The sequence below is a fragment of the Pedobacter agri PB92 genome (assembly GCF_000258495.1).
Taxonomy (GTDB): Bacteria; Bacteroidota; Bacteroidia; order Sphingobacteriales; family Sphingobacteriaceae; genus Pedobacter; species Pedobacter agri.
This window is the reverse complement of the sequence record NZ_AJLG01000074.1, coordinates 1-23,730: the sequence shown is the minus strand read 5'-3', so window position 1 is coordinate 23,730 and position 23,730 is coordinate 1. Positions and strand designations below refer to the sequence as shown.

The following is a 23,730-nucleotide window of genomic DNA, read 5'->3' as shown; positions in this document are numbered from 1 at the left end:
ACGTACACACTCTAAGCTTGCTGATTATTGTTCCTTTCAGCTCTACCTCACCCTCATCCGGTTTATCAAGCGTTCCTAATATATGCAATAAGGTACTTTTGCCTGCTCCTGAAGGCCCAATAATGCTGACGATTTCTCCCTTCTGCACCTCGAAATTTACACCCTTTAATATTTGTAAATTTCCATAAGATTTTCTGATTCCAGTGGCTTTAAGCATGGGGGTAAAATTAGTTAAAAGTTTAAGATAAAAGGTAAAAGAGTAAAGCAAAATGCTTAAAGCTGAAAGCTAATTCCCGGAATTACACATTATATCTTATCCGTTTGAAAGAATAGACGAAAACAGGAACAAAAAATACGTCAATCTTTGCGATCCCTCTCGCTGCAATCATCCTGATGGAAAAATCTACAAATCATTTTCACAAAAAATTTGCAATTACCAAATTCTTATTTAACTTTGAAAAACAAAGCACTTTCAAAATGAGTAATTCAGAGGAACAACTAAATGCGTTAAAAGACATCAGACAGATGATGGATAGGTCTTCGAGGTTCATATCTTTAAGCGGCTTATCAGGTGTTTTCGCAGGTGTTATTGCCCTTATGGGTGCTTATTTTGCAAATGATGAAATCGAAAAATTCGTGGCCAAAAGAGGCTATAGTTATGGTGTAGAAGGCGAAATGGACTTAGAATATAACCTGATTAAGCTAGGGGTTTTTGTATTAATTATTGCCCTGGCAGGTGGAATTTTGTTTACCTACAGAAAAAGTCAGCGAAATAATCTTCCTATCTGGGATAAAACTTCAAAATCACTGTTGGTTAACTTAGCTATTCCATTGGTAGCAGGCGGATTATTTATTATTGCATTGCTGATAAACCATGCACATACTTACGCCATCATCGCTCCTTCTTGTTTAATTTTCTATGGTTTATCATTAATAAATGCAAGTAAATATACCTTCAGCGATATCCGATATTTAGGCTTCCTGGAAGTTATTTTAGGTTTGGTTTGCATGTTTTTTGCGGGATATGGATTAATATTCTGGGCATTTGGATTTGGCATCCTTCACATTATTTATGGATTAGTGATGTATTTTAAATATGAGCGAGGTCAATAAAAATGAAGAACCCAATTGCAGATCTTAATAAAATTTTCGACAGCCGCATTCGACTGGGTGTAATGTCTATGCTCGTAGTGAATGATGAAATCAGTTTCAATGACTTGAAGCAGATGCTGGAATTAACTGATGGAAATTTGGCATCGCACCTGAATACGCTGGAGCAAGCTGAATTTATTAAAGTGTACAAAGGGTTCATTGGGCGCAAAACCAACACCACCTACTCGATTACGCCATTAGGAAAACAGGCATTCAAAGCACATTTGGATGCACTGGAAAAAATGATAAACAAACTGTAAATATTTTTTTTTGACAATCCACTTTGAAAATCAAAGCACTTTCAAAACAACTTATGAATGCCAAATTATAACAAAAATGAAAACGAACACCAACTATCTCCTACTCTCAACCTTTATCGGAGGGATAATCTTCAATTTGATCTTCTGGTCAGAGAGACTTGCAATTAACCTATTGATCTATAGCCTTTTTGTAGTGACGGTAACTTTTTTTAACAAAGAAGTTATTAAATCTACAAAATTTAAATGGTATGCTTTAGGGCACCTGGCAGCTGCCATTCTTGTAGTGATCAATAATTCCAACTTATCGCTTGCGAGTTATTACATCAGTTTACTTTTGTTTGTTGGATTTTCTCACTATCAGCGTATTCGGTCGGTCTGGGTAGCCATCATGGCAACAACTCTTCAAGTCTTTGCCATACCGGCCACTATGTTCAAGCGTTTATCCGAACTTGAAATTGGAAATTTTAAAATCAGACCTGTACTCAGACCATTGAAATACATTATTTTTCCAATAATTATCGTTTTTATTTTTATCGGCATTTACAGTGGCGCCAACAAAATTTTCGAAAAATATGCTGCTGAACTTGGAGATCACATTGCAAATGTATTAGCACAGTTTTTTGGCTTTTTATTTAATGATTTAAGCCTGGAACGCTTTATCCATTTCTGCATGGGTTTAGCCTTAACTGGTGGATTATTAATCACTTTCTACGAGCACGTTTTTGAAAAAATAGAAGCGAGCTTGAGCGATGACTTGCTTCGTAAAAAAAATAAAAATAGACTCAAATCGATTTGGAGCGAGATAACTCATGCCTTTATAGGACGAGTGATCTCTAAAAAAAATGGCTTTAAAAACTGAATACGTTATCGCCATAATTTCATTTGTTGGATTAAATTTTTTGTTGCTTTTATTGAACGGAATTGATATCTGGTGGTTGTGGCTGGGAAAAGGAAAAAACTTTGCAGAAACCAATTACTCGGCAGAATTACATGACGGAACAAATGCACTGATTTTCAGTATAGTGCTAGCCATGGCCATAATTGTCTATTTCTTCCGTGGAAACCTGAATTTTTATTCGAAAAGCAAAACGCTTAAAACACTAGCTGTTATCTGGATGATACAGAATTGTGTTTTGGTTATCTCAGTTTTAATCCGCGATGCACATTACATCGAAGTTTACGGTTTAACCTATAAACGGATAGGTGTAATTGTTTTCGCCCTGCTTTGTATTATCGGTTTAACCACTGTTTATGTCAAAGTAGCCAAACATAAAACCTTCTTTTACCTGCTCAGAGTTAACGGCAACATCTGGTACATCCTATTATTGGCTTCTGCCACAATTAACTGGGATGTTACCATTGTAAAATACAATTTAACTCATAAAGGGCTTATCGCTTTCGATGCTGATTATTTGCTATCGCTTTCTGACAAAACTTTACAAGTTATCCACCAGAACAGAGAAGAGTTGAATATGAGCGCAAGCAGTTATGGCAGCCTTGTGCCTAAGGGCGAAATTTTGGTCAGCTCTACTGATGAACAACTTCAAAAAAGACTCGATCAAAGAATTGCTTTTTTTTAAAGAACGCTATGAAAAGGTTAGCTGGCTTTCGTGGAATTTGCAGGATTGGAATACGGCAAAATACTTTGGGATTAAGAAATGAAAAGGAACTATAGCCTCACAGTGATGATTTTCGCCATTGCAGCATTGGCATGGTTTGCTTTATGCAACATGATAAATCGAATTTTCGAAAACAGATTAATGAACCACTTATAAAATGACGATTATGCAAACCCATTCATCTCTTTACTGGAAAAAATATTTTACCAGAAATGCGTCTGTAAAACGAATAGACTGGCAATTAGAGCCACAGCTCACTAAGTTTGAAAAAGGCAAGATCATCAAGTCTCTCCAAGCCTGGCAATTAGGCGAAACTTCGGAAGGTGAACACTTACTACAGGCCGCAAAAAAATATGCACTAAAAACAAATGACAACGAATACCCGGAGGCGGTAAAATTATTTATAAAAGAAGAACAGAAACATGGAAATAATCTGGGAAAATACCTCGATTTAATTGATGAGCCCAGAATTACTAAAGACTGGGGCGATACCATGTTCCGGAAAATCAGATATTATAATACCAATATGGAACTGTGGACCATTGCTGTGATCACCGTAGAAAGTGCAGCACAAATTTTCTACCAGGCATTGAAAGATGCGTCGAATTGTACTTTATTAAAACAGATCTGTACAGATATTTTGATTGACGAAGCTGCTCACATTACGTTCCAAAAGGAAAGGTTGTATATTATTTTCAGTGGAAAAAATTCTATCTCGAAATTTATCGCCTACCATGCTTATACCTGTTTTTTCATTTGCACAAGCTTGGTGATCTGGTTTGCACACCAAAAACTGTTCAAGGCAGGTAGACTTAACTTTTTTAAATATTTCCAGAAGATGATGAGAAAACTTAACAAAGTTGCCGGAACTGCAATTTTATATCACACCGAAAACAAAACATCGTCGGTTTATGATTCATCTGAAATCGTCCAATCAATATAATCCTGCCTGGCTGTAAATATCAATTTTATTCTTAACTTAATTTATACAAAACATCATGAAAACTCAACAAACATTAATTACTTCAAAACAAAGAATTACAATCATTTTAGCTGTAATTGTAGCCATTTTATGCGTTCCATTAATTGCGATGCAATTTACCAACGAAGTCAACTGGACCACGGAAGATTTTGTAGCGGCTGGCATTTTGCTGCTGAGCACAGGCTTAGCCATCGAGCTGGTCATCAGAAATATAAAAACAGGCACCTCAAGAACAATAACATTGATTATTATATTAATCGCTTTGTTTTTAATCTGGGCAGAAATGGCCGTAGGCATCTTTGGATCACCAATTGCCGGAAGTTAACTATTACCATAATTGCAGGAGCAGGCTTTGCCAAGACCATCTCCACTTGTAAAATAAACCCGATAAAAGTGGAAATCCTTTTGATTTGTTTTTCAGGAGTTGACAAGTTTCTTTCCAATTGGCGATTAATTTGTCAACGCTACAAATCAAAAGATTGCAGCGTTAGCGGGGCTACCTGAACCGATTCACATAAAACGTTCATTTTCTCGAAAAAATCGGAAATTGCTATTTGTTTAAAGGGTTTGAAATTGTAGCTTTGGGCAAATTTTGTAGCAAATGAATATTCACGAATACCAGGGTAAACAAATATTAAAAAGTTTCGGTGTTAACGTTCAAGAAGGAATCGTTGCCGATACGCCTGAGCAAGCTGTTGAGGCTGCTAAGCAATTAAAAATCGATTACAATTCTGACTGGGTTGTAATTAAAGCGCAAATCCACGCTGGTGGTCGCGGTAAAGGTGGTGGTGTTAAACTAGCCAAAAACCTTGATGAAGTGAAACAACGAGCTACCGATATCATTGGTATGCAATTGGTTACACCTCAAACCGGTCCTGAAGGCAAATTAGTGAACAAAATTTTAGTTGCTCAGGATGTTTATTATCCAGGTGCTTCTGAAACTAAAGAATTCTATATTTCTGTATTGTTAGATCGTGCGGCTGGCCGTAATATTATCATGTACAGTACTGAAGGTGGTATGGATATCGAGGAAGTTGCTGAGCATACACCACATTTAATTTTTAAAGAAGAAATTGATCCAAAAGTTGGTTTACAAGGTTTTCAGGCTCGTAAAATTGCGTTCAACTTAGGTGTGAGCGGCAATGCTTTTAAAGAGATGGTTAAGTTTGTAACTGCGTTATACAAAGCTTACGAAGCAACTGATTCTTCAATGTTTGAAATCAATCCGGTATTGAAAACATCAGATGATAAAGTTATTGCGGTTGATGCTAAAGTTAATTTAGATGAAAACGGTTTATTCCGTCACGCAGATTATGCAGCGATGCGTGATGTTACGGAAGAAGATCCAATGGAAGTTGAAGCAAGTGCAAGTAACCTAAACTTTGTTAACCTTGATGGTAACGTGGGTTGTATGGTTAATGGTGCTGGTTTAGCGATGGCAACTATGGATATCATCAAATTAGCTGGTGGTGAGCCTGCTAACTTCTTGGACGTGGGTGGAACTGCAAACGCTCAAACAGTAAAAGCAGCTTTCAATATTATTTTGAAAGACCCAAATGTTAAAGCTATTCTGATTAACATTTTCGGTGGTATTGTTCGTTGCGACCGTGTTGCGCAGGGTGTTATCGATGCTTATAAAGAAATCGGTGATATTCCGGTGCCAATTATCTGCCGTTTACAAGGCACAAACGCTGAAGAGGCTAAGAAATTAATTGATGAGTCTGGCCTTCAGGTTTATTCTGCAATCGCTTTAAAAGAAGCTGCTGATTTAGTAACTAAAGTTTTGGCTGAACAAGCATAATAAGTTAAAGCAGAAAGACTAAAGCTTAAAGCGGCAGTCATAAAATATAGAAACCTTTCAGTGCAAGCTGAAAGGTTTTTTCGTTTATAGTTTATCCTATCATTGCGAGGTACAAGGCAATCTCATTACACTTAATTGTAGACGCTTTAGGATTGTTTCGTACCTCGCAATGACGGATGGTTAGCCTAAGCAAAAAATAAATTAAAACCATATAATTAGAAAAGCAGTTTCCTATTATCTTCGGTTACGAAAGTCCTGCTATTCGTTTCAATCTTTTTGAATCCGCTGTCATCTGGTTTATCACCTGCAGATGCTTCATACCTTAACATGAAAGCACATTTTAAGGGGCGTAATACTCAAAAAGTATTTTCACTACTATCCGGTTTAGGCTGGTTAAATTGTTTCGGCTTCGGTTACGTTTCCGGGCGAAACTCCAGAATATCGCCGGGCTGGCAATCTAAAACTTTACAAATGGCCTCTAAGGTTTCTAGCCGGATGGCCTTCGCTTTGCCTGTTTTTAATATAGACAAGTTAGACATCGTAATCCCCACCCGTTCACTCAACTCTGTGAGCGACATTTTGCGACGGGCAAGCATAACATCTAAATTTATAATAATTGGCATGCAGCAGTATTGGTGTAAATTTATATTGTTAAATCGTTTTCTTGTTTGAGTTCAATTCCTTTTTTAAATACCAGTGCTATAGTTAACAATGTTAAACCGAATACAAACAACCAAAAATTAAAATCTACATTTCGTAAAGTATCAATTTTTAAAGCATCATGCTTAACATAAAACTTAATTAAATTATAAAAATAAACCAAAAATGATGTTATAATAGAGTTTATACCCATCCACAAAAGCCTTGAATAATTTTTAACATTAAAAACATCATCACTCTTTGCTGAATTAATAAATGCATATAGCATTGTAATAATTCTTGATCCTAAGTAAGCACTAACTAACATCAATATTCCCGACAAAAGCTCTAAAAAAGCATTAGGATTTAAATTATTATTAGATTTTTCATTGGTAACACCTTGCCATCCATCCATAAATCCTGTGGAGGCATCTTCTAAACTTACAAGAATTACTACCGCTAACAATAAAATGTAAGCTGCTTTGATAATGGTTATTTGATTAATTATTTTCATTTTCATATCGTTAAATCGTTTTCTTGTTTTAAATCTCTATTTCTCTTTAAGATAGCAGCGGCATAAAAAATTAGAAGGGTAATAAACGTATATTAAACTTGGTGAATAAAATCATATAATTATTAGCAAACATTTGCTTTATCTTCCAAGAAAGAATTTAATAATCGTCATATATTTTTAATAATTACCAAACAAACATAAATAATAAATTATTACAAATCAAAATATATTTATTGATTTACAATAAACAATAAGCGAATATCAATTAAATTAGAACAATATTAATAAATCCGGAGAAAAACTTTCTTGGAATGATTTTTGTTGTAAGTAAAACTGTAAAAAACATGTGCAAACGGCAACATTTTCAGCATTTTATCCTTTCGGATTGCTATACAATTTCGTAACTTTGCACACTTCAACAATTAAAGAGCACACAAAACGTATAAATGAGACAACTCAAGATAACGCAATCCATTACCAACCGTGAAAGTCAATCGTTAGATAAGTACCTACATGAAATTGGTAAAGTAGATTTAATAACAGCAGAGGAAGAGGTAATTTTAGCAAGAAAGATTCGTGAAGGCGATCAGGCTGCATTAGAGCGATTAACTAAAACCAACTTACGTTTCGTTGTATCTGTTGCAAAGCAATATCAAAATCAGGGTTTAACTTTAGGTGATTTAATTAACGAAGGTAACTTGGGTTTGATCAAAGCGGCAAAACGTTTTGATGAAACAAAGGGTTTCAAATTCATTTCTTACGCTGTTTGGTGGATTCGTCAGTCGATTTTGCAGGCTATTGCTGAACAAAGCCGTATTGTTCGTTTACCTTTAAACCAGGTAGGTTCATTAAGTAAAATCAGTAAAGCTTTCTCTAAGCTAGAGCAGGAATATGAGCGTGAGCCATCGCCAGAAGAATTGGCAGATATCCTAGAAACCACAGTTGACAAGATTTCTGACACACTAAGTAACTCTGGCCGTCACGTATCCATGGATGCGCCATTTGTTCAGGGTGAAGAAAATACATTATTGGATGTATTGGAAAACCACGAACCTAATACGGATAGTTCATTAATCAATGAATCATTATCAGAAGAAATTAAACGTTCTTTATCTACCTTAACGGAGAGAGAAAGAGAAATCATCGTTTTATTTTTTGGTTTAGGATCAAATCATCCACTTTCATTAGAAGAAATTGGGGAAAAATTTAACCTTACCCGCGAGCGTGTGAGACAAATTAAGGATAAAGCGTTACAACGTTTACGTCATACATCAAGAAGTAAAATCTTAAAATCTTATTTAGGATAATTATTCCATTTGAAATATTCACAATACTTAAAAGATCGACAAAATTGTCGGTCTTTTTTTGTTTAGTATGCTTCTGAGTTTTTATTTATATTTAAACATGTCTGTAGCACTATTAAAAAAATCCATGTTGGTATACAAACCTATTGTGTTTTGGAACATTTTAGTTAGTCTCATGATTGGTCTATTTTTTATAATTGATGGTTACAGAAACCCCGGGCCTTATGTTATGATCATAATCATGAAACCCATTGGATGGATATTTTCAATTATTATCGAACGCTTTTTTTTGAGCAAATATTCATACTTCTATAAAAATCAGGGATTAAGATTTCGCAGAATTTTCAGCAACATCATTATTTATGATATCGCTATGCTGTTTACCATTATCATAACATTTCTTTTATGCAGGAACTTTTTATTGACAGTGTTACCCAAAGCTTTAATCAACAAGCAATATTAAATGGCGTTTTTATAAATTGTAAAATTGGGGAAACTGTTGGCTTATTAGGTAGAAATGGCAGTGGTAAATCAACCTTACTTAAAATAATATTTGGCAGCCTGAAAGCCGATTTCAAATTCTTAAAAATTAACGATACAATAACTGACAAAGGGTATCTTTCTCAAAACCTCTCCTATCTTCCGCAGGATAATTTTATACCTTCAAAACTTACAGTTAAAAAAGCGATTGAGATATTCTGCAATAAACATCAAAATGAATTGCTGAAAATTGAATCGATTGCAAGTAATCTTAATTATAAGTTTAGGGAACTTTCTGGCGGAAACCGAAGATTTATCGAAGCCTTAACAATCATTTATAGTGATGCTGATTTTGTGCTCTTGGACGAACCATTTTCTCAACTAGCGCCACTTATGGTTGAGGAATTAAAACGACACATCAATCGTATAAAAATACACAAAGGCTTTATTGTAACCGACCATTATTACAATTCTATAATTAACATTGCTGACAGGATAGTATTGCTACACAATGGCTGTAATTATCATATAAAAGATTCCAAGGATTTAATTCTTCATGGCTATCTACCAGAGCCGAAAGATTAAAATTTTAGGCAAAAAAAAGACCGGCTAGCCGATCTCACATAAATAACAACAACACTTACTTAAAACAATAAGTGTTTAACCGTTAATCCATTATTAATCAATTGCTTTAAGGAATCAATACCAATTCTCAAATGCGTTTCTACGTACTTTTCTGTAACTGTACTATCGCTTTCTGCCGTTTTAACACCTTCAGGAATCATCGGCTGATCTGACACTAGTAAGATTGCACCAGCTGGAATTTTATTGGCAAATGCAGTGGTAAATATTGTTGCGGTTTCCATATCAACAGCCATCGCCCTCAAGGTTTTCAGGTATTTTTTAAACTCCTTGTCATGCTCCCAAACCCTTCTGTTTGTAGTATAACATGTTCCGGTCCAGTAATCTCTACCGTGATCGCGAATGGTAGTGGAGATCGCTTTCTGTAAAGCAAAGGCTGGCAATGCCGGAACCTCAGCAGGCAAGTAATCGTTTGATGTTCCTTCTCCCCTAATGGCTGCAATAGGCAGAATCAAATCACCTAATTGATTTTTCTTTTTCAGTCCGCCACATTTACCTAAAAACAAAACAGCTTTAGGTTTAATCGCCGTTAACAAATCCATCATGGTTGCCGCCAAGGGGCTACCCATACCGAAATTGATAATGGTAATGCCATTCGCAGTAACACTTTGCATTGGCTTATCTAAACCCATAATAGGTGCATTATCATTCCATTCAGAAAACATGCTTACATATTTACTAAAGTTGGTTAGCAGAATATAGTCACCAAATTGATCTAAAGGTCTACCTGTATAACGAGGCAACCAGTTTTTAACTATTTCATCTTTTGATTTTAAGCCAGATTTAACCGGACTTTCTACTTCTTTTACTCGTTTTGATTTTCCTACAATCGTTTCATCTTTTTTTACGTCTTTTTCTTCATTCATATTTTAATAGCATTGAGCATAGCGCTGGGCGCATAGCGTTAACAAATATTATATTAAAAAAAATCCCCCCGCTTTCGCGAGAGGATTTGATTTTTTATGCAGCTTGCAACTTTTTAAAGTCGGCCTTTTCAAATTTTTCTATCGCATAATCGAGATTGATGTGCAATTCCTTGACATCCGTTTGCGTAGGTGTATCAAACATCGCGTCAAGCATAATCGCTTCGCAAATCGATCTTAGACCACGAGCGCCCAACTTATATTCCATTGCTTTATCAACAATAAAATCTAAAACATCATCTTCAAAAACTAAGTTAACATCTTCGTAAGCAAAAAGCTTGATGTATTGTTTAATTAATGAGTTTTTCGGCGCAGTCAATATATTACGCAAAGATTCTTTATCCAGCGGATTTAAGTGCGACAGCACTGGAATACGACCAATCAATTCAGGAATTAACCCAAACGATTTTAAATCCTGCGGCGTGATGTATTTGTAAAGGTTTTTAAGATCTAAAACAGCTTCGTCTTTCTTCACCTTATAACCCACTGCCTGCGTACGTAAACGATTCGCAATTTTACGTTCTATACCATCAAAAGCACCACCGCAAATGAATAAAATATTATTGGTGTTTACAGGAATCATTTTTTGGTCTGGATGTTTACGCCCGCCTTGAGGTGGAACGTTTACCACAGTACCTTCCAAAATCTTCAATAACGCTTGCTGAACGCCTTCGCCTGATACATCACGGGTAATGGACGGGTTATCGCTTTTACGGGCAACCTTATCCACTTCGTCGATATATACGATGCCACGCTCTGCAGCAGCAACATCATAATCAGCAGCTTGAAGTAAACGTGTTAAAATACTCTCCACGTCCTCTCCTACGTAACCTGCTTCAGTTAAAACTGTTGCATCGCAGATGCAGAATGGTACGTGTAATATTTTAGCAATGGTTTTAGCTAAAAGTGTTTTACCTGTTCCCGTTTCGCCAACCAACATGATGTTAGATTTTTCAATCTCAATCTCGTCTTTATCAATTTTTTGATTCAAACGTTTGTAATGGTTGTAAACTGCTACAGATAACACTTTTTTCGCATCATCCTGACCAATCACATATTGATCCAGGTGTTGTTTAATTTCTAAGGGTTTAAGCAGAGAAATTGCAGTCTGAATATTTTTTGTGTTTTTGGTACCTAATTCCTGAGCAAGCAATTGATTGGCCTGGGTTACACACTTATCACAGATAAATGCATCCATACCTTCAATTAACATTAAAGTTTCATGCTTGCCAGAATGGCAGAATGAGCAACGGGATTCTTTATTTTGTTTCGCCATCTTTTTTCGCGTTTCTCGATAAAACTTCATCAACCATACCAAATCCTTTTGCCTCATCGGCAGTCATCCAGTAATCGCGATCTGAAGCTCTCTCTACCCAGTCATAAGTTTGGCCAGAGTGCTCTGAAATAATATCGTATAATTCTTTCTTCAATTTTAACATTTCTCTCAAGTTGATCTCCATATCTGAAGCCACACCTTGTGCACCTCCTGATGGTTGGTGAATCATTACTCTTGAGTGAGGTAAAGCAGCACGTTTTCCTTTGGCACCAGCAACCAATAATACAGCACCCATTGAAGCAGCCATACCGGTACAAATTGTGGCCACATCTGGCTGAATATACTGCATGGTATCATAAATACCTAAACCAGCATAAACAGAACCACCCGGAGAGTTAATGTAAATCTGAATGTCTCTATCTGCATCGGTTGATTGTAAAAACAACAACTGTGCTTGGATGATATTTGCATTCTGATCATAAATCGCATCACCTAAAAAGATGATACGGTCCATCATTAACCTCGAGAAAACATCCATTTGCGCAACATTAAGCTGGCGCTCCTCAATAATATAAGGCGTCATGCTTTGAGGATTCATGTTCGCCTGTGCTATAAATTTATCTACGTGTAAACTGCCAATCCCTTGATGTTTAACGGCAAATTTTCTAAATTCTTGTGGATCTATGTTCATTTTAGTGAATTGAGTTAGAAGCCTGGCGACAAGCGTTGAAACAAATAGCCAAACTGGATTATAATTTTAATAAATATTTCCTGAAGTTGGTTAATTTCCGTGCCAATTTATCTAATTATTTGCATTTGGATCTCAAATCTGCATCTCAAATGACAAAAGATTAAAACACCTTCACATAATGTCATGAGTAGGGTAGCGCTGGAAATATATGCAATACTCAATTAATGAGCAAATTATAACGCAAATTATGCAATTAAAAGTTTAAATCCCTATTATAAAACAAGAGCAGCTTTTAAGAGCTGCTCTTCAATTTTAATATCTGATGACTGACAATAGGTCAGCAAGAATTACTTCTTATCCAACTCAACAAATTTATCGTAATCAATATCTTTTTGATCTAAAGTAACGATGGTTTTAATTTGTTCGAAAGTTTTAGCAGCTTTTACTTCTTCAAATGTGCGGTTTGCATTTTCTTTATCCTGTAAGAATTGAACTGCATATTGCGCCAATTGATCTTCTGGAAGTGGGCTTGGGCTATACATTCTAAATTGCGCATCTAATTTAGCTTTAGCAGCAGCAACAACATCCTCATATTTAATTTCGATGCTATTATCTTTAATGATTTTATTTTCGATCAAAGTCCATTTAAGGTTTTTAGCGAAATCATCATAACCTTCTGCCAATTCTTCATCAGTTAACTTTTCGTTTGTTGCTTTTAACCAACGACGTAAAAATTCATCTGGCAAATCAAAAGAATGTTTTTCTAAAAGCGCTTCGTAAATATCGTTTGATAATTTACGTTCAGCATCTTGTGTAAACATACTTTCTACTTCTTCCTGAATTTTAGTTCTGAAACCAGCCTCATCAGTTACAGTACCTTCACCAAATAATTTATCAAAAAATTCCTGGTTTAAATCTGATTCCTCTAAGCGATTTACATTTTTAACCGTTAACTGGAAGTTAGATTTTAAATCGGCTGCATCTTCTTCAGAAATGTTTAATGCTTTAGCAATCGCCGCAGTATCTTCAAAAACTGTCTGGATATCAACAGTTACAACATCATCTTTCTTTAAACCAACCAAAGATTTCAATACTTTCTTATCCTTAATTAAATCTAAACGGATAGTTGCAGTATTAGAAATTCCACCTTCGAAAACAGAGCCATCAGTACCTAACTGTACCAACTCAGCATACAAAACATCACCTTCAGCAGCAACCTCAGGGTTAGTCATTTTACCATAGCTGCGACGGATGTTTTTGATACGGCTTTCCAGAGTTTCCTGATCCGCTTTAACCACATATTGAGTAAACTTATCTTTCGGAGAAATATTTACATCAAACGCAGGTGCTAAACCCAATTCGTAATCAAATTCAAATTCATCTGTATTATCCCACTTAAATTCGCGGGCATCATCCATTTGAGGAAGTGGTTGACCTAAAATTTCTAATTTTTGCTCCGTAATGTAATTAGATAAAGTATCGTTTAACAAGTTATTAACTTCTTCTACCAAGATACTTTTGCCATACATTTTCTTAATGTGAGCAGCAGGAACCATTCCTTTACGGAAACCTGGTAATTGTGCTTTTTTAGCTTGGTCTTTTATTGCCTTTTCTACTTTTGCACTATAATCAGCAGGTGCGATTTTGATTTTTACAACAGCATTTAAGTTGCCGGTTTTTTCCTGTGTAATATTCATTTCTTTCTGAATCTTGTTTTTAAAAACAAAACCGTTCCGATGTTTAAATCGAAACGGCCTTTATCTTGTTGTGCGGAAGAAGGGACTCGAACCCCCACGCCGTGAAGCGCCAGATCCTAAGTCTGGTGCGGCTACCAATTACGCCACTTCCGCAGTTAGGATGTTGTAAGGACTGCAAAGATAGAAACTAGATTGAATAATCAAAAGGTATCTATCATAATTTATTAAATATTTTCGCGTAAAAAAGCTAAGTAGTTAATTTTGAACGAGAATAGTTTTTTAAAAAATATTCAGAAAAGCAATTGTTGTACTATTATTTCACTCCTGTCCTGCTTTTTGCTTCAAGGCCCGATGAAAAAATCGGGCGCTTTTCGCGTCAATCAGGTTTAGCTAACCCAAAACCATGCAACTATTTATGATTTTCTTAGGCAGGCTTAATAACCTACTTCATCACCACTTCCGATACTTCAATCAATTCCGGCCCTCCTTCTAACGGATAACCTTCCACCTTAGTGCCTCTCAAAGTAACCTGCCTATCTACATAAGTATCTAAATTCAGACTACTGCTTCTTAAGGCATACGGTTTTCCGCCATAAGTAATGCTATGCGTACCGTATTGAAAGGTTGTCATTCCAAGCTTTGTAATTCTTCCTTCAATTGAAACCGTCTCTCCACTGGAGGCAGACCTCATAGAACCGCAGCCAAACATCATCACTGCAAATAATGATAGTAAAAGTATTTTTTCATAATGGGTTAATCTGGTAAGTTAAACTTATTGATTATTAAACATAAATTGATTGATAAAGTTCTTGAATTGGATCAGAATTCCAATACTGGGGGAGATTACAAATCGCTTATAGCCAACATCCAGACTAGCTCAACTCAATAAAGTTCCTTTTGAAACTCAAAAAAATACTGAACAGCTTTTACCAATCTGCTGCCATACCAGCTAAACATTTCACCATCCACCAATTTGATCGACACATTTGGGATGGCTTTTTGTATTTCTTCAATATGTTTTTCGGCAAAAGGGTAAGGCTCAGAAGAAAGTAGAATCAACTGAGGATTTAAATATTTTAGTTTTTCAAGCGTAATTGTCGGGTAGCGCTCATGATTGATCACATTTGTCATCCCATTTGCAATTAAAACATTGTTGATAAAAGTATTTTTACCCGCCGCCATATATGGTTTCCGCCAAATGAGGTAGGCAACCTTTTTATCAATTTGATTTTGCAAGGCCAGAGTTTTCAAATCATTGAAACCAGCAGAAATTAAATGGTTCAAGTAGGCTGCTTCAGGCTCACGATCTACCAACTCCCCTATTTGAGTAATGGTTTTCATCGCATCATTTAACGTGAAAATATCACTCATCCAAACCGGAAAGTGTTCTGCAAGTTCCTCTATATCGCTTTGCGTATTTTCTTCCTTGTTACCGATAATCAAATCGGGCTTCAAATCTTTGATAAGATCGATGTTCAGCTTTTTCGTTCCGCCAACTTTTGTGCGTTCAGCAAATTTCTCTATCGGATGAATGCAAAATTTAGTTAAACCAATAATTTCATGATCTAAACCTAAATCAAATAGGAATTCAGTTTGAGAGGGCACGATGGAGACAATCCTTTTGGGAGGAAAATTAATCAGGATTTCATTCCCCATCTGATCAGTAAACGACTTCTGCATAAACAAAGGTAAGGATAGAACGGAGATTACATGACTAAATCTAAAGGCTTATTGAATTACTTAAGTTAATGAGATGAAAATTGCAAACATTACATTTAAAATCAGGTTAATCTTAAAATAAATGGTACCCACAATGAAAAAATTATCCTGCTTTTAACTGTAATCATTAATATCTGCATGAAAAGTAATGCACAACAGCTGCTTGAAGTTGCATCCTTTGAAAAAAACCAGCCCATTGGCGTAACAGTCTCCCCAGTTTCAAATCGATTATTTGTTTCATTCCCAAAACATGAACCTTATTTATACGGCTTAACTGAAATTGTAAGTGGGAAGCGGAAGCCATTTCCTGATCTGGAATGGAATAAAATCGACAGTATTAATACCCAAAACCATTTTGTAAATGTTCAGGATTTATATGCTGATCAAAATAATTTTCTTTGGGTATTGGATTCAAAACCCTCCGATGGTTCATCAGTATTTGGAGATTCTGGTAAAAGCAAAACAGGTCAATTTAAACTTTTAAAAATTGATTTAAAGACAAATAAAGTGGTTAGAATTTACGAATTCGATGATTTGCCAAAAGATAAAAGCGGTTTAAACGATCTGGTAGTTGACACTGATAAAGACCTTGCCTATCTATCAGATCCTGGTTTGAGTGCCGTAGTGGTGTTGGATTTGAAATCAGGAAAATCGAGAATAGTGCTCGAAAAAGATCAATCGACAATTGCGCAGCCGAATTTCGTTTTGAAACTTGATGGTATCGACGTGGTAGATGACAAAGGGAAGCCTTTTAATTCTAATGTTAATGGTATTGCACTGACCAAAGACAATAAATATTTTTATTTCAGAGCAATTAACCAGACTAAACTTTACCGAATTGCTACAACATTTCTTGCAAACGATAAATTAAACAAGGAAGAACTCTCTAAAAAAGTAGAACTGGTGGCAGAAACCGGCGTATGCCATGGTATGATTGCCGACCAAAAAGGAAACATTTACCTGAGTTCGTCTCCAGATTATTCAATTAAATATGTTTCGCCGGATGGTGAATTGCATACTTTGGTAACCGATAAAAGGTTAAGCTGGCCAGATTCTTTTGGAATTGGTACTGATGGTTTTCTTTACCTCAGTTGCTCACAATTAAACCGGTTACCAAAATATAACAAGGGAAATGACAGAACAGCGTATCCTTACCGGGTGTATAAGGTTAAATTGCCTTAGCACCGGTTAATTGCACATCATCTTTAATTACGCCATCAGCTATGTGCAAAATGCGGTTACCGTAGGTAGCGTTTTTCTCGGAATGTGTTACCTGTATAATGGTTATTCCATCTTCCTGATTCAACTTTTGAAACAATTGCATAATTTCTTCAGCCTGTGCAGATTGCAAATTACCTGTTGGCTCATCGGCTAGGATGACGCTTGGCTGGGCGGCTAACGCCCGGGCAATTCCCACTAATTGTTGTTGTCCGCCGGAAAGCTGATTTGGAAAAAGGTCTTTTTTGGCTACAATATTAAAGCGATCCAATAAATTAGCAATTCTACTTGTCCGTTCGGAGCCTCCTATCTTTTTATAAAGTAAAGGTGCTTCTATATTTTCGTAAACCGTCATTTCATCAATTAAATGATATGCCTGAAATACAAAACCAATATGGTTTCGATACAATTCAATACGTTTTCGCTCATTCAAAGTGGTTACATCTTCGCCAAGAAATTCGTAGGTACCATAAGTTGGCTCTTCCAGCATGCCTAAGATATTAAGCAACGTAGATTTTCCGGCACCAGATGGTCCCATGATTGAAACAAATTCACCTTTTTTAATTGTTGTACTAACATGACGCAGTACATAATTCTTTACGCCTTTGTTAGAATAGTATTTTTCTATATTTTTTAGTTCTATCATTTTAGTCAGTATCAAGTATTTAGTATCAAGTATTAGGATATGCTTTAGCTTTATTCGTATTTCAATGCGTTCACGGGATCTGTTACGGCAGCTTTTCTCGCCTGAATGCTAACTGTTAAAACCGCAATCACTATCGAAACAAGTGTGGCAAGCAAAAAAGGGATAACCGGCATATCTATCCGGTAGGCAAAACCATCCAGCCATTTTTTGATAAGAATGTAGGCAATTGGCCAGCTGATTAAATTTGCCACAACAACCAGTATCAAAAATGATTTATTTAGCAGATTTACAATCTGGATATTTGATGCGCCAAGCACTTTTCTAACCGCGATTTCTCTCGTTCTGCGTTTTGCAACAAAGGTAGAAAGTGCAAACAGCCCTAATAATGATAATGAAACCGACACCAGGCTGAACAAGACAATCATATTTACGAACCTATTGTTATCTTCCAGGATTTTATCGAAAGCATCATTCATGCTCGTATAAGTCATCGGATAATCCGGATACAAAAATCTCCATTCTGCCTCTATTTTTTTAATGATTTCGCCACTGTTGGCTGCATCTAAACGAACCAGCATATTATTAGTGGTCGACATCCCTCCCAAATGCGTCACTTTGTAAATCGTTGGCATCACTGCCTTATCGAACCCTTCATTGTGATAATCTTTAATTACGCCAACAATTTGAAATGTATATTTCCGATCATCACGTAGTAAGTCATAAGTTTTCCCAACTGGATTTTTATCAATTAATTTCGCGGCGCTCGCATTGATAACCACACTATTGGCAGTATCCTGTTTGTAGTCCTTCGAAAACAATCGACCCTGCATCACTTGAACACCCAAAGCTTGCAGAGCATCCATCGTTACCGTAACCGAATTCACCGGAATTTTATTCTCTTTATAAGTAATTACTTCGGGCGTATTGAATACATTTCCCATTACCTGTGTGCTTGTAGCAATATATTTTACTCCAGGAACTGTCCTCAACCGCTCAGCAAATTTTTCTTCGTAATTTGATTTGATGTTAACGAGATTCCCTTTTTCAAAACCTAAATCCTTATTGCTAACATATTTCGTTTGCTGATACATTACCCCAATGGCAATGATGAAAGTTACCGAAATCACAAATTGAAAAACGACCAGTATATTCCTCAAGGCAATGCCTTTTAGCCCATTCTCATAATTACCTTTTAAAACCGAAACAGGATTATAATTTGATAAAATCCATGATGGATAAAAACCAGCAAGAAGGGTGACTAAAACAAACAAAGTAAGCAGTTGCACAATCATTATGAATAATTGAGGATTATACCAAAAGCTAAGGGAGACGTTAAAATTTTGGTTAAACGCTGGTAGAACCATTTCAACCAGAACTACACAAAGAAAAAGAGATACCATACTTTGCATGGCAGATTCAAGTAAAAACTGCGTTAACAACTGACCTTTGTAGGAGCCTAAAATCTTTTTAACGCCAACTTCTTTCGCTCTTTGGACAGATTGTGCCGTTGCCAAATTCACGAAATTAATCACTGATACCAAAAGAAGGAAAATGGAAATTCCAACTATAGGCTTCAACTTATCTTTCCAACTCAACTTTAAGGTCGGATTAGCATGAACATCGGAAATTTTTAAGGCACTAAGTCCGGGGGTGTTGCCGTTCTTGTAAATATCCTTGTAATTTCTCTTCTCCTTTGCAAAGGCTGCTTTCTTGAAATTTACATATACACTTTGCAGCGTTTTATTCAAAGCCGTACTATCCATCGGACCGTTCATTTTAGCATATACCTGACAAAAGTGCCTGTTACTGATGTTTTCAGGATCATGATCTTGCTCTCCGGTCCTGATGATGGCATTGAAACTTACGGATTGCGGAGTTTTAGGTTCTTTAACAACACCAGTTATGGTAAACATTTGCCCAGGATCGCTCCTCCAGATCAATAGTTTTACCGTTTTGCCTAATACTTTATCTGTACCAAATAATTTTAATGCAATGCTTTCCTTTACCACAATTGATTTTGGGGTACTTAATGCAGCCTCTGCACTTCCATGCAAAAACTGATAGTTAAAAACACTGAAAAAACTACTGTCAGCATCTTTTATCTGTTTAACTAAAATTGGATCTGCCCCATCAACTTTTACAGAATAACCTGCACTCCATTCCCAATCCTGATCTACTTTTGTTACTGCAACAGCTTGTGGAATATTTTCTCTGACCAAAGAGGCCATTCTGCTGTCGGTTGCTTCCTGCCAATGCTCTTTATTGTCTGGCGTAAAAAAATCATGTTTTTCACGGATTTGAAAAACATTTTCAAGGTCTGGAGTCCAGCTATCATAACTTTCCTCATGGTTAATGTACAAAAGCATTAACACAAAAGCAGTTAAGCCCAATGCTAAACCACCAATATTAATGGCTGCATAAACTTTGTTTTTCCAAAGGTTGCGCCAGGCGATTTTTAAATTTAATTTGAACATTTTTAGCGTTTACATGGTGAGTTTTAAGTTGCACGTACCAAAACCTACAACATAAAACGTATTACTTATTACTTGGATTTACTCATATTTAAGTGCATCAATTGTGTTTGCCCTGGCGGCTTTGAACGAACGTAAGCTCACAGTTATTAAAGTAATCAGCATAGAAATTACCATAGCCAACACAAAAGGCCAAATGCTCAAATCTATCCGATAGGTAAATGTTGAAAGCCACTTTGAAACAAATAGATAAGCCAACGGCCAGGCTACTAAGTTTGCAATAAAAACCATTAGTAGAAATGAGCCATTTAACATTTTGACCAATTCGAAGGTGGAAGCACCTAAAACTTTTCTAACAGCAACCTCTTTGGTTCGTTGAGTGGCTACAAAAGAAATTAACCCAAACAAACCGATAAAGGAAATAAAAATAATAATGCCTGCAAAAACCTTAAACAAAACCCCCATCACCCTTTCTGTTTCATAATATTGGCTAATATCTTCATCAACAAAAGAGGCTCGGTAATAATTTTCCGGAAAGGTATTATTCCATATTTTTTCTATTTGAGGCATGATGGATTTTATTTGTTTGCTATCCATTTTCACAGCTAAATTTTGATAGTTATCTTTAATTGTGGTAATGATAATTGGTGATATGGGTTCGTGTAGGCTCAAATTATTAAAATCTTTAACCACGCCCACTAAAGTTCCTTCTTTGCCAAAAATTTTAATTTTTTTACCTAATGCGTCATTAAAATTAACCACATTTAATTTTCTTAAAGTCGTTTCATTAACCACAACTTCTTTTATGGTATCGCTTTTAGAAAATGCTTTACCGGCAACAAAAGTTAATCCGAAAGTTTTGAAGTAATTTTCATCGGCAATTTTTGTATTAGCCTGAAAATTGGCTTTTTCCGTGCCATTATATTTAAAATTAGTTTCATTATTATTGCTGGATGATGGTGGATTTCTACAAAAACTAGTCGTTAAAACACCAGGTATTTTGGAAATTCGATCTTGTAAAATCTGATATTTTATTAAGCTTAAGCTATCGTTCCGAACATTAACCAAAGCAATTGCCGAAGGGTTGAAACCTAATGGTTTCTCCCTCATATAATTCATTTGTTTCAAAACCACAAGTGTACCAATAATTAACACAACAGTGATCGAAAATTGAACCACAACCAAAACCTTTCGTAAGCTTAAACCGCCAGCATTTGCAGTAACTTTATTTTTTATGGCCAAAGCAGGACTAAAACCAGACATGACCATCGCTGGATAGAACCCTGCAAGAAAACTCACCACGATTACCAATCCAATCATAAAAACAAAAATGATTGGGTGCTGAATAATACTAAATGAAATCTCCTCCTGAAATAAACTTCTCATTCCTGGTAAGGCAACTTCGGTTAGAACACAAGCTATGAGCATTGCAAACACGCTAATGGTTAAGGTTTCGGTAAGAAATTGAAATACCAATTGCTTTCTTAAACTTCCCATCACTTTACGAACGCCAACTTCTTTGCTTCTGCTTACCGCCTGTGCAGTAGCGAGATTAATGAAGTTTATACATGCCGTAAGCATCAAAAACGCACCAATGATACCTAAACCATAAAGTTCTTTTTTCGACATTGTTTTGCTTGAAAAATTCCCCAGGTTTTCGTTGTAATGTATATCACCCAGAGATTGAGCACTAATTTCTTGTTTAGAGATGTTATCCCTTTTAAAATATTTGTCAGAAAACTTTGGTAAAGCACCCCGAACTTCATCAATTGATACACCATCCTTTAAAAGAAAATAACATTCATCATTTGACGATACATTGCCCCAGTTATCGAATCTTTCATTAGGGTGTTTTCTAAAGGTTTCGTAAGAAACAACTATTTTAAGTGGAAAAGAACTGTTTTGGGGCATCTCCTGTAAAATGCCCGTAACCATAAAATTATCACGGTTCTGATAATTAATAATTTTACCTACAGCCTTATTCCAGTCGCCAAAAAGTCTGGTAGCCATATCTTTCGATAAAACCACAGAATTAGGCTGACTTAACGACTGCATGGGATTTCCTTGTAACCATTCAAAACTCATGATTTGAAAGAATTCCGGCTCTGCATAAAAAATATCTTCTAAAGTTTTAATTTTTTCCTTCCCGGCATCATCTTTTACTTTGATAATTCCACCATCTTGACAAATGGCTCCAACTTTTTCAATTTGATTTTTGAAATCATTTCGCAATGCAGCAGGTGCTGGTTTTGGCACCCCTTGAGATTCTTCAAAACCATCTGGAGAAGTCCAATTTGTTGTGATCCGAAAAATTCTATCTTCATTCTTAAAACCCTCATCAAAACTCATTTCATAACGGATAAAAATAAAAATGAGAATACAACTGGCCATCCCGATCGAAAGACCAAGAACATTAATAAATGTATATCCCTTGTTTTTCCAAAGGTTTCGCCAGGCGATTTTTAAATTTAATTTGAACATATTAGTATCAAGTATGTAGTATCAAGTAGCAAGACTATTTTGCTTTAACTTTTAATCTTTTAGCTTTATTCGTATTTCAAAGCATCAACGGGGTTTGATTTTGCCGTTTTATAGGCTTGAAAACTTACTGTGATTATAGCCATTGATAATGTAGCAATTGCCGCTACCGGCACAATCCACCAGCTAAATTCAGTGTGGAATTCAAAATTACTCAGCCATTTATTCATGGCGAAATAGCTTATTGGCACAGCGATAATTATAGCTGCAATAATCATTTTGATAAAGGAAAGTGATAACAATTGCATGAGATTGGCTACCGATGCACCAAGCACTTTGCGTACACCAAATTCTTTAGTGCGTTGTTCTGCACTGTATGCAACCAAGCCGAATAAACCCAAACACGAAACGAAAATCGCCAATCCGCCGAAGAGATTAGAAAGTATTCCCAATGTTTTTTCAGACTTATATTTTTCCTGATATAATGAATTTATAAACTTAATTTCAGTTGGGTAAGCAGGATTAAAAGCCTTTGTAATCTTGTTAATCGTTTCGATATTGCTTTGCAAGTTGTTAGCATTGTTCAATCGCATGGTAATTGTACCCGTTTGAGAAGGGTTTAGAAAAACCACCTGTGGGTTATTTGATTTATAGGGTGAATCCCAAACATAATCATCAAAAACTCCAATAATATATGCGGTAGAACCAAAAAGCATCACTTTTTTACCAATTGGATTTTTGTAGCCGAATACTTTAACGGCAGAAGCACTTACCATAAGTGCACTGGTATCTGAAGCAAAATTTTTCGAAAAATCTCTTCCCTGCAATAATTTGATTCCATTTGTTTTGATAAAATCATATGTCGTAGCCACTTGATTAAACATTACCGTATTTGCTGGCTTCGTCATTCCATCCCACTTGATATCCATAAAATTTCGACCACGATGAGATAAACTAACGGATGATTGGTACATCGAAGTAACCGCACCAGATTTTAGCATCTCTGATTTGAATAAATCAAATTTGCCTTTTAGCGCTCCATCCTGAGGAATTTCAACTAAAGCATTTACATCAAACCCAACCGGTTTATTTTTGATGTACTGAATTTGGCGATAGATAACCAATGTGGATATAATTAGGATAATGGCAAAGCAGAACTGCCCAACAACCAACACTTGTCTTAAGCTTATATTCAAAAAGCCTTTTGCAGAGATTTTC

The 23,730-nt window shown here is 35.9% G+C and carries 23 protein-coding genes and 1 tRNA gene; 10 read left to right on the top strand and 14 right to left on the bottom strand.

From position 1 onward, the window contains the following. Positions 1-217, bottom strand: a 217-nt coding sequence (locus ON09_RS12295) for an ATP-binding cassette domain-containing protein (RefSeq protein ID WP_010601367.1), incomplete at its 3' end; no start/stop codon positions are given. Positions 218-477: 260 nt separating this feature from the next. On the opposite strand from ON09_RS12295, the gene ON09_RS12290 reads away from it, so the two are divergent. The 7 genes from ON09_RS12290 (at position 478) to sucC (ending at position 5,814) form a co-directional block, all read left to right on the top strand. After that, positions 478-1,113 (top strand): hypothetical protein, encoded by a 636-nt coding sequence (locus tag ON09_RS12290; protein ID WP_029204308.1) that lies wholly within the window; start codon positions 478-480, stop codon positions 1,111-1,113. A 2-nt stretch (positions 1,114-1,115) separates the two neighbouring features. Next, positions 1,116-1,412: a winged helix-turn-helix domain-containing protein gene (locus ON09_RS12285; RefSeq protein ID WP_010601365.1), complete on the top strand. Its 297-nt coding sequence runs from the start codon at positions 1,116-1,118 to the stop codon at positions 1,410-1,412. Between the two features lie 76 nt (positions 1,413-1,488). Continuing rightward, positions 1,489-2,271, top strand: coding sequence for a hypothetical protein (locus ON09_RS12280; RefSeq protein WP_157258946.1), 783 nt, complete (start codon positions 1,489-1,491; stop codon positions 2,269-2,271). Further along, on the top strand, positions 2,255-2,992 hold the full coding sequence (locus ON09_RS12275) for a DUF4153 domain-containing protein (RefSeq protein WP_029204306.1): 738 nt from the start codon (positions 2,255-2,257) through the stop codon (positions 2,990-2,992). Before ON09_RS12280 ends, ON09_RS12275 begins: the two co-directional genes overlap by 17 nt. Before the next feature lie 205 nt (positions 2,993-3,197). After that, entirely contained in the window at positions 3,198-3,974 is a 777-nt protein-coding gene (locus tag ON09_RS12270; RefSeq protein WP_010601364.1) for a ferritin-like domain-containing protein, read from the top strand. A 55-nt stretch (positions 3,975-4,029) separates the two neighbouring features. Further along, positions 4,030-4,338 (top strand): hypothetical protein, encoded by a 309-nt coding sequence (locus tag ON09_RS12265; RefSeq protein ID WP_010601363.1) that lies wholly within the window; start codon positions 4,030-4,032, stop codon positions 4,336-4,338. Positions 4,339-4,614: 276 nt separating this feature from the next. Continuing rightward, entirely contained in the window at positions 4,615-5,814 is a 1,200-nt protein-coding gene (sucC, locus tag ON09_RS12260; RefSeq protein WP_010601362.1) for an ADP-forming succinate--CoA ligase subunit beta, read from the top strand. A 413-nt stretch (positions 5,815-6,227) separates the two neighbouring features. Here sucC and ON09_RS12255 read toward each other — a convergent pair whose 3' ends face one another. Beyond that, entirely contained in the window at positions 6,228-6,437 is a 210-nt protein-coding gene (locus ON09_RS12255) for a helix-turn-helix domain-containing protein (RefSeq protein ID WP_010601361.1), read from the bottom strand. 20 nt (positions 6,438-6,457) lie between these two features. Next, a complete protein-coding gene (locus ON09_RS12250) occupies positions 6,458-6,967 on the bottom strand; it encodes a DUF2975 domain-containing protein (protein WP_157258945.1) in 510 nt (169 codons plus the stop codon). A gap of 446 nt (positions 6,968-7,413) precedes the next feature. On the opposite strand from ON09_RS12250, the gene ON09_RS12245 reads away from it, so the two are divergent. Next, entirely contained in the window at positions 7,414-8,274 is an 861-nt protein-coding gene (locus ON09_RS12245) for a sigma-70 family RNA polymerase sigma factor (RefSeq protein WP_010601359.1), read from the top strand. 402 nt (positions 8,275-8,676) lie between these two features. After that, a complete protein-coding gene (locus ON09_RS12235; RefSeq protein ID WP_010601358.1) occupies positions 8,677-9,336 on the top strand; it encodes an ATP-binding cassette domain-containing protein in 660 nt (219 codons plus the stop codon). A 59-nt stretch (positions 9,337-9,395) separates the two neighbouring features. Here the strand turns inward: ON09_RS12235 and ON09_RS12230 are convergent, their stop codons facing one another. The 7 genes from ON09_RS12230 to ON09_RS12200 form a co-directional block, all read right to left on the bottom strand. Beyond that, positions 9,396-10,259: an AMP nucleosidase gene (locus ON09_RS12230; RefSeq protein ID WP_010601357.1), complete on the bottom strand. Its 864-nt coding sequence runs from the start codon at positions 10,257-10,259 to the stop codon at positions 9,396-9,398. A gap of 94 nt (positions 10,260-10,353) precedes the next feature. After that, a complete protein-coding gene (clpX, locus tag ON09_RS12225) occupies positions 10,354-11,592 on the bottom strand; it encodes an ATP-dependent Clp protease ATP-binding subunit ClpX (protein ID WP_010601356.1) in 1,239 nt (412 codons plus the stop codon). After that, positions 11,576-12,283, bottom strand: coding sequence for an ATP-dependent Clp endopeptidase proteolytic subunit ClpP (gene clpP / locus ON09_RS12220; protein ID WP_010601355.1), 708 nt, complete (start codon positions 12,281-12,283; stop codon positions 11,576-11,578). Before clpP ends, clpX begins: the two co-directional genes overlap by 17 nt. Before the next feature lie 347 nt (positions 12,284-12,630). After that, complete coding sequence (gene tig / locus ON09_RS12215) at positions 12,631-13,980, bottom strand: trigger factor (RefSeq protein WP_010601354.1); 1,350 nt, start codon at positions 13,978-13,980, stop codon at positions 12,631-12,633. A 71-nt stretch (positions 13,981-14,051) separates the two neighbouring features. Beyond that, a tRNA-Leu gene (locus tag ON09_RS12210) sits at positions 14,052-14,133 on the bottom strand. A 289-nt stretch (positions 14,134-14,422) separates the two neighbouring features. Continuing rightward, positions 14,423-14,671, bottom strand: a complete 249-nt coding sequence (locus tag ON09_RS12205; protein ID WP_157258944.1) for a hypothetical protein — start codon at positions 14,669-14,671, stop codon at positions 14,423-14,425. A 191-nt stretch (positions 14,672-14,862) separates the two neighbouring features. Continuing rightward, positions 14,863-15,660: a helical backbone metal receptor gene (locus ON09_RS12200; protein ID WP_010601352.1), complete on the bottom strand. Its 798-nt coding sequence runs from the start codon at positions 15,658-15,660 to the stop codon at positions 14,863-14,865. 177 nt (positions 15,661-15,837) lie between these two features. Between ON09_RS12200 and ON09_RS12195 the strand changes: the two genes are divergently transcribed. Next, positions 15,838-16,881 carry an L-dopachrome tautomerase-related protein gene (locus ON09_RS12195; RefSeq protein ID WP_010601351.1) on the top strand — a complete coding sequence of 348 codons (1,044 nt, stop codon included), beginning with the start codon at positions 15,838-15,840 and terminating at the stop codon, positions 16,879-16,881. Here ON09_RS12195 and ON09_RS12190 read toward each other — a convergent pair. The 4 genes from ON09_RS12190 to ON09_RS12175 all read right to left on the bottom strand — a co-directional run. Next, positions 16,868-17,563, bottom strand: coding sequence for an ABC transporter ATP-binding protein (locus tag ON09_RS12190; RefSeq protein ID WP_010601350.1), 696 nt, complete (start codon positions 17,561-17,563; stop codon positions 16,868-16,870). The two genes, ON09_RS12195 and ON09_RS12190, sit on opposite strands and share 14 nt — an antisense overlap. Before the next feature lie 50 nt (positions 17,564-17,613). Continuing rightward, complete coding sequence (locus ON09_RS12185; protein WP_010601349.1) at positions 17,614-20,037, bottom strand: ABC transporter permease; 2,424 nt, start codon at positions 20,035-20,037, stop codon at positions 17,614-17,616. Positions 20,038-20,115: 78 nt separating this feature from the next. Then, positions 20,116-22,515, bottom strand: coding sequence for an ABC transporter permease (locus tag ON09_RS12180; RefSeq protein WP_010601348.1), 2,400 nt, complete (start codon positions 22,513-22,515; stop codon positions 20,116-20,118). Positions 22,516-22,580: 65 nt separating this feature from the next. Continuing rightward, on the bottom strand, positions 22,581-23,730 hold a 1,150-nt coding region (locus ON09_RS12175; protein ID WP_010601347.1), incomplete at its 5' end, for an ABC transporter permease.